Origin of the sequence: Citrobacter sp. Cm046, assembly GCF_030333065.1 — a bacterium.
In the GTDB taxonomy this organism is placed as follows: Bacteria; Pseudomonadota; Gammaproteobacteria; order Enterobacterales; family Enterobacteriaceae; genus Citrobacter; species Citrobacter murliniae.
On record NZ_JAOWGP010000027.1, the window covers coordinates 44,244 to 56,252 of the forward strand.

General features: G+C 52.5%; 9 protein-coding genes and 1 pseudogene. 8 read left to right on the forward strand and 2 right to left on the reverse strand.

Annotation, left to right across the window (positions count from 1 at the left end; genetic code table 11):
- Positions 1–128: 128 nt before the first annotated feature.
- Positions 129–1,412: a citrate synthase gene (locus tag OGX98_RS01295; protein WP_045441092.1), complete on the reverse strand. Its 1,284-nt coding sequence runs from the start codon at positions 1,410–1,412 to the stop codon at positions 129–131.
- Between the two features lie 206 nt (positions 1,413–1,618).
- Positions 1,619–1,726: pseudogene (locus OGX98_RS01300) on the reverse strand (hypothetical protein).
- Positions 1,727–2,109: 383 nt separating this feature from the next.
- On the opposite strand from OGX98_RS01300, the gene sdhC reads away from it, so the two are divergent.
- From sdhC to sucD, 8 genes are all read left to right on the forward strand, one after another.
- On the forward strand, positions 2,110–2,514 hold the full coding sequence (sdhC, locus tag OGX98_RS01305; RefSeq protein ID WP_045441093.1) for a succinate dehydrogenase cytochrome b556 subunit: 405 nt from the start codon (positions 2,110–2,112) through the stop codon (positions 2,512–2,514).
- Complete coding sequence (gene sdhD / locus OGX98_RS01310; RefSeq protein ID WP_045441094.1) at positions 2,508–2,855, forward strand: succinate dehydrogenase membrane anchor subunit; 348 nt, start codon at positions 2,508–2,510, stop codon at positions 2,853–2,855. Before sdhC ends, sdhD begins: the two co-directional genes overlap by 7 nt.
- Positions 2,855–4,621 carry a succinate dehydrogenase flavoprotein subunit gene (gene sdhA, locus OGX98_RS01315; RefSeq protein WP_045441095.1) on the forward strand — a complete coding sequence of 589 codons (1,767 nt, stop codon included), beginning with the start codon at positions 2,855–2,857 and terminating at the stop codon, positions 4,619–4,621. Before sdhD ends, sdhA begins: the two co-directional genes overlap by 1 nt.
- A gap of 15 nt (positions 4,622–4,636) precedes the next feature.
- Positions 4,637–5,353 carry a succinate dehydrogenase iron-sulfur subunit SdhB gene (sdhB, locus tag OGX98_RS01320; protein ID WP_045441096.1) on the forward strand — a complete coding sequence of 239 codons (717 nt, stop codon included), beginning with the start codon at positions 4,637–4,639 and terminating at the stop codon, positions 5,351–5,353.
- Positions 5,354–5,668: 315 nt separating this feature from the next.
- Complete coding sequence (sucA, locus tag OGX98_RS01325; protein WP_286594721.1) at positions 5,669–8,470, forward strand: 2-oxoglutarate dehydrogenase E1 component; 2,802 nt, start codon at positions 5,669–5,671, stop codon at positions 8,468–8,470.
- A 14-nt stretch (positions 8,471–8,484) separates the two neighbouring features.
- Positions 8,485–9,708, forward strand: coding sequence for a 2-oxoglutarate dehydrogenase complex dihydrolipoyllysine-residue succinyltransferase (odhB, locus tag OGX98_RS01330; RefSeq protein WP_225760662.1), 1,224 nt, complete (start codon positions 8,485–8,487; stop codon positions 9,706–9,708).
- A gap of 114 nt (positions 9,709–9,822) precedes the next feature.
- Complete coding sequence (gene sucC / locus OGX98_RS01335; protein ID WP_045441099.1) at positions 9,823–10,989, forward strand: ADP-forming succinate--CoA ligase subunit beta; 1,167 nt, start codon at positions 9,823–9,825, stop codon at positions 10,987–10,989.
- A complete protein-coding gene (sucD, locus tag OGX98_RS01340) occupies positions 10,989–11,858 on the forward strand; it encodes a succinate--CoA ligase subunit alpha (RefSeq protein WP_045441100.1) in 870 nt (289 codons plus the stop codon). Before sucC ends, sucD begins: the two co-directional genes overlap by 1 nt.
- Positions 11,859–12,009 lie beyond the last annotated feature (151 nt).

Here is a 12,009-nt window from a genome sequence, read left to right on the forward strand (position 1 = left end):
CCATACTCCTGAGTAGAATTAAGCAAGTCTCAGTAAATCATAGAGAAAGGATGAGAGGATTAACACAATGCATGTCAAGAAAAAGGGAATATGCCGGATGGTGACGCATCGCCATCCGGCAACAGGAATTAACGCTTAATGTCAGACTTAAAATCGCGTTTGTCGTAGCCGGTGTACAGCTGACGAGGACGGGCGATCTTCATGCCATCAGTATGCATTTCGTTCCAGTGAGCAATCCAGCCAACGGTACGCGCCATGGCGAAAATCACGGTGAACATGGAGGACGGAATACCCATCGCTTTCAGAATGATACCGGAGTAGAAGTCTACGTTCGGGTAGAGTTTCTTCTCGATGAAGTACGGGTCATTCAGTGCGATGTGCTCAAGCTCCATGGCCACTTCCAGCAGGTCATCTTTGGTGCCCAGCTCTTTCAGAACTTCATGACAGGTTTCACGCATAACGGTTGCGCGTGGGTCATAGTTTTTATAGACACGGTGACCAAAGCCCATCAGACGGAAAGAATCATTCTTGTCTTTCGCGCGGCGAACAAATTCCGGAATGTGTTTAACCGAGCTGATTTCTTCCAGCATCTTCAGTGCGGCTTCGTTTGCACCGCCGTGTGCCGGTCCCCACAGGGAAGCAATACCTGCTGCGATACAGGCAAACGGGTTAGCGCCAGAAGAACCCGCCGTACGTACGGTAGACGTAGAAGCGTTCTGCTCGTGGTCGGCGTGCAGGATCAGGATACGGTCCATTGCGCGTTCCAGGATTGGATTCACTTCGTATTTTTCGCACGGCGTGGAGAACATCATGTGCAGGAAGTTACCGGCGTAGGAGAGGTCGTTACGCGGATAAACAAACGGTTGGCCGATGGAGTATTTGTAGCACATCGCTGCCATGGTAGGCATTTTGGACAGCAGACGGAAAGCAGCGATTTCACGGTGACGCGCATTATTCACATCCAGCGAGTCGTGGTAGAACGCGGCCAGTGCGCCGGTAACACCGCACATGACGGCCATCGGGTGAGAGTCGCGGCGGAAACCGTGGAACAGACGGGTAATCTGCTCATGGATCATGGTATGGCGAGTGACCGTGGTTTTGAACTCGTCGTACTCTTCCTGCGTCGGTTTTTCGCCGTACAGCAGGATATAACACACTTCCAGATAGTTGGACTCGGTCGCCAACTGGTCAATCGGGAAGCCGCGATGCAGCAAAATACCTTCGTCACCGTCGATGAAAGTAATTTTGGATTCGCAGGATGCAGTAGAGGTGAAACCTGGGTCAAAAGTAAACATCCCTTTTGAGCCAAGGCTACGAATATCAATAACATCTTGACCGAGCGTACCTTTCAGCACATCCAGTTCAATAGCAGAGTCACCATTTAGAGTGATTTTTGCTTTAGTATCAGCCATTTACGGTCTCCTTAGCGCCTTATTGCTTAAGACTGCCGGAACTTACATTTGCCTTCGTACATTGGTGAACCGTTACCAGTTTGTTATTTGGCTCGCCGCTCTGTGGAAGAGGGGACAACCTGGGTACAGAGCTATGGGCGCTTGCAGGTAAAACGGTCTGTTCATGGCGAATAAACAGCAAATCAAGAACTTAGCAATCCGAATTATTAAACCTGTCTATCACTAATAACTGTCCTGAAGGTATTGGTCAATACTTCCACACTGTTGCATAACTAAATCTCCGGTGAAAGAGTGACCCCATAACTTTTACGCATTATATGCCTTTTCTGGTGTTGTTTGTAACAACTTTGTTTAATGTTTGTCAAATCAGATGATTAAAAATTAAAATAATGTTGTTATCGTGACCTATGTCACTGTTCGGGATAAAACCCGACAAACTATATGTAGGTTAATTGTAATGATTTTGTGAACGTCCTATACTGCCGCCAGGTCTCCGGAATACCCTGCAATCCCGAGCCAACCAGCGTTGTAACGTGTCGTTTTAGCAACTGGAAGCAGTGTTTTATATGACGCGTAGTTATAGTAAGGACGCTGTCTGACCCGCACGCAGACCGGAGGAAGGAAATCCCGTCGTCTTTCAGGCTACAGGTGTCTTCATCTTCTGTACCCGAAGTCCAAAGGGAATAATAAGAACAGCATGTGGGCGTTATTCATGATAAGAAATGTGAAAAAACAAAGACCTGTCAATCTGGATCTGCAAACGATCCGGTTCCCAATCACGGCGATAGCGTCCATTCTCCATCGCGTATCTGGAGTGATCACCTTCGTGGCGGTCGGGATACTGTTGTGGTTATTGGGTACCAGCCTTTCCTCCCCTGAAGGTTTCCTCGCGGCGTCATCCATTATGAATAACTTCTTTGTGGAGTTAATTATGTGGGGAATTCTGGTCGCGCTGGCATATCACGCTGTAATGGGCATTCGCCATCTGTTAATGGATTTTGGCTACCTTGAAGAAACCCTCGAAGCAGGGACGCGTTCCGCCAAAATTTCTTTTGTTATCATTGTCGTGCTTTCACTTCTCGCAGGAGTCCTCGTATGGTAAGCAACGCCTCCGCATTAGGACGCAACGGCGTACATGACTTCATTCTGGTCCGTGCTACCGCTATCGTTCTGACGTTATACATCATCTATATGGTCGGCTTCTTCGCCACCAGCGGCGAGCTGACCTGGGAAGTCTGGACCGGTTTTTTCTCATCGGCATTCACCAAAGTCTTCACCCTGCTGGCACTTTTCTCCATCTTGATTCATGCCTGGATCGGCATGTGGCAGGTGTTGACCGACTACGTTAAACCTCTGGCCGTGCGCCTGATTCTGCAACTGGCAATTGTCGTTGCGCTGGTGGTTTACGTCATTTATGGATTTGTTGTGGTGTGGGGTGTGTAATGAAACTGCCAGTCAGAGAATTTGATGCTGTTGTGATTGGTGCCGGCGGCGCAGGTATGCGCGCGGCGCTGCAAATTTCCCAAAGCGGCCAGACTTGTGCGCTGCTTTCCAAAGTGTTCCCAACCCGTTCCCATACCGTTTCTGCGCAGGGTGGCATCACCGTTGCGCTCGGTAATACCCATGAAGATAACTGGGAATGGCATATGTACGACACCGTAAAAGGGTCGGATTACATTGGTGACCAGGACGCTATTGAATATATGTGCAAGACCGGTCCGGAAGCGATTCTGGAGCTGGATCATATGGGGCTGCCGTTTTCACGCCTCGACGATGGCACTATCTATCAACGCCCGTTTGGCGGTCAGTCGAAAAACTTCGGCGGCGAGCAGGCGGCACGTACCGCAGCGGCGGCGGACCGTACCGGTCATGCGCTGTTGCACACCTTGTATCAGCAGAACCTGAAAAACCACACCACCATTTTCTCGGAGTGGTATGCGTTGGATCTGGTGAAAAACGCCGATGGCGCAGTGGTGGGTTGTACCGCACTGTGTATCGAAACCGGTGAAGTCGTCTACTTCAAAGCCCGCGCTACCGTGCTGGCAACCGGCGGGGCAGGTCGTATTTATCAGTCCACCACCAACGCCCACATCAATACCGGTGATGGTGTTGGTATGGCTATCCGTGCCGGTGTACCGGTGCAGGATATGGAAATGTGGCAGTTTCACCCAACCGGTATCGCCGGTGCAGGTGTACTGGTAACAGAAGGTTGCCGCGGTGAAGGCGGTTATCTGTTAAATAAACATGGCGAACGCTTTATGGAGCGTTATGCCCCGAATGCGAAAGACCTTGCGGGTCGTGACGTGGTGGCGCGTTCCATCATGATCGAAATTCGTGAAGGTCGTGGCTGTGACGGTCCGTGGGGTCCACACGCCAAGCTGAAACTCGACCATCTGGGTAAAGAAGTGCTGGAATCCCGTCTGCCGGGCATTCTGGAACTGTCCCGCACCTTTGCCCACGTTGATCCGGTGAAAGAGCCGATTCCGGTAATCCCTACCTGCCACTACATGATGGGCGGTATTCCGACCAAAGTGACCGGCCAGGCGCTGACTGTGAATGAGCAGGGTGAAGATGTGGTGATTCCTGGGCTGTTTGCGGTTGGCGAAATCGCCTGCGTATCGGTCCACGGTGCTAACCGTCTGGGCGGCAACTCGCTGCTGGACCTGGTGGTATTCGGTCGTGCGGTTGGCCTGCATCTGCAGGAATCTATCACTGAGCAGGGTGACCTGCTGGATGCGACCGAAGAAGAGATCGATGCTTCTCTGGCCCGTCTGAACCGCTGGAACGGTAACCGCGACGGCGAAGATCCGGTAGTTATTCGCAAAGCGCTGCAAGAATGTATGCAGCATAACTTCTCGGTCTTCCGCGAAGGTGATGCGATGGCGAAGGGGCTTGAAGAGTTGAAAGCAATTCGCGAGCGTCTGAAAAACGCCCGTCTGGATGATACGTCCAGCGAGTTCAACACCCAGCGCGTTGAGTGTCTGGAGCTGGATAACCTGATGGAAACCGCGTACGCCACGGCGGTGTCCGCCAACTTCCGTACCGAAAGCCGCGGCGCGCATAGCCGCTTCGACTATCCGGAACGTGATGATGAAAACTGGCTGTGCCATTCCCTGTACCTGCCGGAATCGGAATCCATGACTCGACGTCAGGTCAATATGGAACCGAAACTGCGCCCGGCATTCCCGCCGAAGATTCGTACTTATTAATGCGGAGACAGGACAATGAAACTCGAGTTTTCGATTTATCGCTATAACCCGGATATCGATGATGCTCCGCGTATGCAGGATTACACCCTGGAAGCGGAAGAAGGGCGCGACATGATGCTGCTGGATGCATTGATGCAGCTGAAAGAAAAAGATCCGTCGCTGTCGTTCCGTCGCTCCTGCCGTGAAGGGGTGTGCGGTTCTGATGGTCTGAATATGAACGGCAAAAATGGGCTGGCGTGTATCACTCCTATTTCTGCGCTGAATCAGCCGGGCAAGAAAATTGTCATTCGCCCGCTGCCAGGTTTACCGGTCGTACGCGATTTGGTGGTAGACATGGGACAATTCTACGCACAGTATGAGAAGATTAAGCCTTACTTGTTGAATAATGGGAAAAATCCTCCTGCTCGTGAGCATTTACAAATGCCAGAGCAGCGTGAGAAGCTCGATGGGCTGTATGAATGTATTTTGTGTGCATGCTGCTCAACGTCCTGCCCGTCATTCTGGTGGAATCCGGACAAGTTTATTGGCCCGGCAGGACTGCTGGCCGCGTATCGCTTCCTGATTGACAGTCGCGATACCGAAACCGACAGCCGCCTCGAAGGTTTAAGTGACGCTTTCAGCGTATTCCGCTGCCATAGCATCATGAACTGCGTCAGCGTATGTCCTAAGGGGCTGAACCCGACGCGCGCCATCGGCCATATTAAGTCGATGCTGTTGAAACGTAGTGCGTAAGTAACAGATGCCGGATGGCGGCATAAATGCCTTATCCGGCCTACAGGTGAGTCACTGTAGGCCGGATAAGCACAGCGTCATCAGGCATGATATATGCAGGAAACCTCTAAAAACTGCCATGAATTAGAGAGCAATAATCGAGGCGTTCGGCGCGATACAAGGCGCGGTCTGAACGACGAAGATTATTAGACAGTTTTTAAAGGTTCCTTCGCGAGCCAGATTAAACAAGAGCTCGCAAGTGAACCCCGGCACGCACAGCGGTGTGCGTGGTAGTATCCACGGCGAAATAAGCATATAGATGCTTAAGGGATCACGATGCAGAACAGCGCTTTGAAAGCCTGGTTGGACTCTTCTTACCTCTCTGGTTCAAACCAGAGCTGGATAGAACAGCTCTATGAAGACTTCTTAACCGACCCTGACTCGGTAGATGCTAACTGGCGTTCGACGTTCCAGCAGTTACCTGGTACCGGAGTCAAACCGGATCAACTCCACTCAAAAACACGTGATTATTTCCGTCGACAGGCGTTGGTTACCCCACGTTATTCTTCTTCTATCTCCGACCCTGATGCCAATGTGAAGCAGGTTAAAGTCCTGCAGCTCATCAACGCATATCGTTTCCGTGGTCATCAGCATGCGAATCTCGATCCGCTGGGACTGTGGCAGCAAGAGAATGTGGCCGATCTGGACCCAACTTTCCACGATCTGACCGATGCTGATTTCCAGGAAAGCTTTAACGTAGGTTCTTTTGCCGGCGGCAAAGACACCATGAAGCTGAGCGACCTGGTTGAGGCGCTGAAACAAACCTACTGCGGCCCTATTGGCGCCGAGTATATGCACATCACCAGTACCGAAGAAAAACGCTGGCTTCAGCAGCGTATCGAATCTGGTCGTGCCGCATTCAGCAGCGAAGAGAAGAAACGTTTTCTCAGCGAACTGACCGCAGCAGAAGGCCTGGAACGCTATCTGGGCGCGAAGTTCCCGGGTGCAAAACGCTTCTCGCTGGAAGGCGGCGATGCGTTAATTCCGATGCTTAAAGAGATGATTCGCCATGCCGGTAACAGCGGCACGCGCGAAGTGGTTCTGGGCATGGCGCACCGTGGCCGTCTGAACGTGCTGGTCAACGTGCTGGGTAAAAAACCACAGGATCTGTTCGACGAATTTGCAGGCAAACATAAAGAACACCTCGGTACGGGTGATGTGAAGTACCACATGGGCTTCTCATCTGATATCGAAACCGAAGGCGGTCTGGTTCACCTGGCGCTGGCGTTTAACCCGTCGCATCTGGAAATCGTCAGCCCGGTGGTTATCGGTTCCGTTCGCGCGCGTCTGGACAGACTGGACGAGCCGAGCAGCAATAAAGTTCTGCCGATCACCATTCACGGTGACGCCGCAGTGACCGGACAGGGCGTAGTTCAGGAAACCCTGAACATGTCGAAAGCGCGTGGTTACGAAGTGGGCGGTACCGTTCGCATCGTTATCAATAACCAGGTCGGCTTTACAACGTCTAACCCACTGGATGCACGCTCTACGCCGTATTGCACTGATATCGGTAAGATGGTCCAGGCGCCTATTTTCCACGTCAATGCGGATGATCCGGAAGCCGTCGCTTTCGTGACCCGTCTGGCACTGGATTTCCGTAATACCTTTAAACGTGATGTCTTCATCGATCTGGTGTGCTACCGCCGTCATGGCCATAACGAAGCCGACGAGCCGAGTGCGACCCAGCCGCTGATGTATCAGAAAATCAAAAAGCATCCGACTCCGCGCAAAATCTACGCTGATAAGCTGGAAGCCGATAAAGTCGCAACGCTGGAAGATGCCACCGAAATGGTCAACCTCTATCGTGACGCGCTGGATGCCGGCGAATGCGTAGTGAAAGAGTGGCGTCCAATGAATATGCACTCCTTCACCTGGTCGCCGTACCTCAACCATGAATGGGATGAAAACTACCCGAGCAAGGTTGAAATGAAGCGTTTGCAGGAACTGGCAAAACGCATCAGTACTGTACCAGAAGCGGTTGAAATGCAGTCGCGCGTTGCCAAGATTTACGGCGACCGTCAGGCGATGGCAGCAGGCGAGAAGCTGTTCGACTGGGGTGGTGCTGAGAACCTGGCTTACGCAACGTTGGTTGACGAGGGCATTCCGGTACGACTGTCTGGTGAAGACTCAGGTCGCGGTACCTTCTTCCACCGCCATGCAGTTATTCACAACCAGGCAAACGGTTCTACCTACACGCCACTGCAGCATGTGCATAACGGTCAGGGCACATTCCGCGTTTGGGACTCCGTGCTGTCTGAAGAAGCGGTACTGGCATTCGAATATGGTTATGCCACAGCAGAGCCGCGCACGCTGACTATCTGGGAAGCGCAGTTTGGTGACTTTGCCAACGGTGCGCAGGTTGTTATCGACCAGTTCATCTCCTCTGGTGAGCAGAAATGGGGTCGTATGTGTGGCCTGGTGATGCTGCTGCCACACGGCTACGAAGGGCAGGGACCAGAGCACTCTTCCGCACGTCTTGAGCGTTATCTGCAACTTTGTGCTGAGCAAAACATGCAGGTGTGCGTTCCGTCTACCCCAGCACAGGTTTACCACATGCTGCGTCGTCAGGCGCTGCGCGGTATGCGTCGTCCGCTGCTGGTGATGTCGCCGAAGTCATTGCTGCGTCATCCGCTGGCAGTGTCTACGCTCGACGAACTGGCTAATGGTACGTTCCTGCCAGCCATCGGCGAGATAGATGAACTTGATCCGCAAGCCGTGAAGCGCGTCGTGATGTGTTCTGGTAAGGTTTATTACGACCTGCTGGAGCAGCGCCGCAAGAACAACCAGAAAGATGTCGCCATTGTGCGTATCGAACAGCTCTATCCGTTCCCGCATAAAGCGGTACAGGAAGCGCTGAAACCTTTTGCTCATGTGCATGATTTTGTCTGGTGCCAGGAAGAGCCGCTCAACCAGGGCGCATGGTACTGCAGCCAGCATCATTTCCGTGAAGTGATTCCATTTGGGTCTGCTCTGCGTTATGCAGGTCGCCCGGCCTCTGCCTCTCCGGCAGTAGGATATATGTCCGTTCACCAGAAACAGCAACAAGATCTGGTCAATGACGCGCTGAACGTCGATTAAATAAAGGATAAATAATGAGTAGCGTAGATATTCTTGTTCCCGACCTGCCTGAATCCGTAGCAGATGCAACGGTTGCAACCTGGCACAAAAAACCGGGCGATGCAGTACGTCGTGACGAAGTACTGGTAGAAATCGAAACTGACAAAGTGGTACTGGAAGTACCGGCATCAGCGGACGGTATTCTTGATGCAGTTCTGGAAGATGAAGGGACCACTGTCACTTCTCGCCAGATCCTTGGTCGCCTGCGTGAAGGCAATAGCAGTGGTAAAGAGACCAGTGCTAAATCTGAAGAGAAAGATTCTACCCCGGCACAGCGTCAACAGGCGTCTCTTGCCGAGCAGAATAACGATGCCCTGAGCCCGGCGATCCGTCGCCTGCTGGGTGAGCATAATCTCGAAGCCAGTGCCATCAATGGTACCGGTGTCGGTGGTCGTATCACGCGTGAAGATGTTGAAAAACATCTGGCTAAAGCTCCGGCAGCAAAAGCGGAAGCGAAAGCCCCGGCAGCGGCGCCTGCAGCACAGCCTGCACTGGGTGCTCGCGGTGAAAAACGCGTACCGATGACCCGTCTGCGTAAGCGCGTAGCTGAGCGTCTGCTGGAAGCGAAAAATTCGACAGCAATGCTGACGACGTTCAACGAAGTCAACATGAAGCCGATTATGGATCTGCGTAAGCAGTACGGCGACGCGTTCGAAAAACGTCACGGTATCCGTCTGGGCTTTATGTCCTTCTACGTTAAAGCGGTTGTTGAAGCGCTGAAACGCTATCCGGAAGTGAACGCTTCTATCGATGGCGATGACGTGGTGTACCACAACTACTTTGATGTGAGCATGGCGGTATCTACGCCGCGCGGCCTGGTAACTCCGGTTCTGCGAGATGTGGATCTGCTGGGTATGGCTGACATCGAGAAAAATATTAAAGAGCTGGCAGTAAAAGGTCGCGACGGCAAGTTGACGGTTGAAGATCTGACGGGTGGTAACTTCACCATCACTAACGGTGGTGTGTTCGGTTCCCTGATGTCTACGCCAATCATTAACCCGCCGCAGAGCGCCATCCTGGGTATGCATGCCATCAAAGATCGTCCGATGGCTGTAGACGGCAAGGTTGAAATCCTGCCGATGATGTATCTGGCGCTGTCTTATGACCACCGTTTGATCGATGGTCGTGAGTCAGTAGGCTTCCTGGTGACCATTAAAGAGTTGCTGGAAGATCCAACGCGTCTGCTGCTGGACGTGTAGTACCTGAGAGTATCACCTGCCCTGTAGGCCGATAAGCGTTGCGCCATCCGGCATGAAAAACGCAACGGCCTACAGGTTTAAAGATAACGATTACCTGAAGGATGGACAGAACACATGAACTTACATGAATATCAGGCAAAACAACTTTTTGCCCGCTATGGCTTACCGGCACCGGTGGGTTATGCCTGTACTACTCCGCGTGAAGCCGAAGAAGCCGCATCAAAAATCGGCGCAGGCCCGTGGGTAGTGAAATGTCAGGTTCACGCTGGTGGCCGTGGTAAAGCGGGCGGTGTGAAGGTTGTTAACAGCAAAGAAGACATTCGCGCTTTTGCTGAACACTGGCTGGGCAAACGTCTGGTGACCTACCAGACAGATGCCAACGGTCAACCGGTAAATCAGATTCTGGTTGAAGCTGCGACCGACATTGGTAAAGAACTTTACCTCGGTGCAGTAGTTGATCGCAGCTCCCGTCGTGTGGTCTTTATGGCCTCTACCGAAGGCGGCGTGGAAATCGAAAAAGTAGCGGAAGAAACCCCGCACCTGATCCATAAAGTGGCGCTCGATCCGCTGACGGGTCCAATGCCGTATCAGGGCCGTGACCTGGCGTTCAAACTGGGTCTGGAAGGTAAGCAGGTTCAGCAATTCACCAAGATCTTCATGGGTCTGGCGACCATTTTCCTTGAGCGCGACCTGGCGCTGATCGAAATCAACCCGCTGGTGGTGACCAAACAAGGCGACTTGATCTGCCTCGATGGCAAACTGGGCGCTGACGGCAACGCACTATTCCGCCAGCCGGATCTGCGTGAAATGCGCGACCAGTCTCAGGAAGATCCGCGTGAAGCTCAGGCTGCACAGTGGGAACTGAACTACGTCGCGCTGGACGGTAACATTGGTTGTATGGTTAACGGCGCTGGCCTTGCAATGGGCACCATGGACATCGTTAAACTGCACGGTGGCGAACCGGCTAACTTCCTTGACGTGGGCGGCGGCGCAACCAAAGAGCGCGTGACCGAAGCGTTCAAAATTATCCTCTCTGATGACAACGTGAAAGCCGTTCTGGTTAACATCTTCGGCGGTATCGTTCGTTGCGACCTGATCGCTGACGGTATCATCGGCGCGGTAGCGGAAGTTGGTGTTAACGTTCCGGTGGTTGTGCGTCTGGAAGGTAACAACGCCGAACTCGGCGCGAAAAAACTGGCTGACAGCGGCCTGAATATTATTGCAGCGAAAAGTCTGACGGATGCAGCTCAGCAGGTTGTTGCCGCAGTGGAGGGGAAATAATGTCAGTTTTAATTAATAAAGATACCAAGGTTATCTGCCAGGGCTTCACCGGTAGCCAGGGGACATTCCACTCTGAACAAGCGATTGCTTACGGTACGCAAATGGTTGGTGGTGTAACGCCGGGTAAAGGCGGTACAACTCACCTGGGCCTGCCAGTGTTTAACACCGTGCGTGAAGCGGTTGAAGCCACCGGCGCGACTGCGTCTGTTATTTATGTACCGGCTCCGTTCTGCAAAGACTCCATTCTGGAAGCCATCAACGCAGGTATTAAACTGATTATCACCATCACTGAAGGCATCCCGACGCTGGATATGCTGACCGTGAAAGTGGCGCTTGATGAAGCGGGCGTGCGCATGATTGGGCCGAACTGTCCTGGCGTTATCACCCCAGGCGAATGCAAAATCGGCATCATGCCGGGTCACATTCACAAGCCGGGTAAAGTGGGTATCGTTTCTCGTTCTGGTACGTTGACCTATGAAGCGGTTAAGCAGACGACTGACTATGGTTTCGGCCAGTCTACCTGCGTAGGTATCGGTGGTGACCCGATCCCTGGCTCAAACTTTATCGACATCCTGAAACTGTTCCAGGAAGATCCACAGACTGAAGCGATCGTGATGATCGGTGAGATCGGCGGTAGCGCGGAAGAAGAAGCGGCGGCGTACATTAAAGATCATGTGACCAAGCCAGTTGTTGGCTACATCGCGGGCGTGACCGCGCCGAAAGGCAAACGTATGGGGCACGCGGGTGCGATTATCTCTGGTGGCAAAGGTACGGCTGATGAGAAATTCGCCGCACTGGAAGCAGCGGGGGTGAAAACCGTGCGCAGCCTGGCCGATATCGGTGAAGCGCTGAAAACTGTGCTTAAGTAATTCTCAAAAAGTAGTAATAAAGCCCGACCCCTTCGTGCAACCGGCTGTATGCGTTGTGCGAAGGACGCAGGGCTGGTCCGTTTTCGACATGGTTGGCCATCTGATGATGGCCTTTTTTATGTCTTTTTCGTTTTTTGTTCCTGCCGAATAT

Excerpts from the sequence above, each read along its gene's own strand:
- sdhB (WP_045441096.1), top strand. The coding sequence starts at position 4,637 with ATGAAACTCGAGTTTTCGATTTATCGCTATAACCCGGATATCGATGAT.
- sucA (WP_286594721.1), top strand. The coding sequence starts at position 5,669 with ATGCAGAACAGCGCTTTGAAAGCCTGGTTGGACTCTTCTTACCTCTCT.
- sdhA (WP_045441095.1), top strand. The coding sequence starts at position 2,855 with ATGAAACTGCCAGTCAGAGAATTTGATGCTGTTGTGATTGGTGCCGGC.
- sucD (WP_045441100.1), top strand. The coding sequence starts at position 10,989 with ATGTCAGTTTTAATTAATAAAGATACCAAGGTTATCTGCCAGGGCTTC.
- odhB (WP_225760662.1), top strand. The coding sequence starts at position 8,485 with ATGAGTAGCGTAGATATTCTTGTTCCCGACCTGCCTGAATCCGTAGCA.
- sdhC (WP_045441093.1), top strand. The coding sequence starts at position 2,110 with ATGTGGGCGTTATTCATGATAAGAAATGTGAAAAAACAAAGACCTGTC.
- sdhD (WP_045441094.1), top strand. The coding sequence starts at position 2,508 with ATGGTAAGCAACGCCTCCGCATTAGGACGCAACGGCGTACATGACTTC.
- OGX98_RS01295 (WP_045441092.1), bottom strand. The coding sequence starts at position 1,412 with ATGGCTGATACTAAAGCAAAAATCACTCTAAATGGTGACTCTGCTATT.
- sucC (WP_045441099.1), top strand. The coding sequence starts at position 9,823 with ATGAACTTACATGAATATCAGGCAAAACAACTTTTTGCCCGCTATGGC.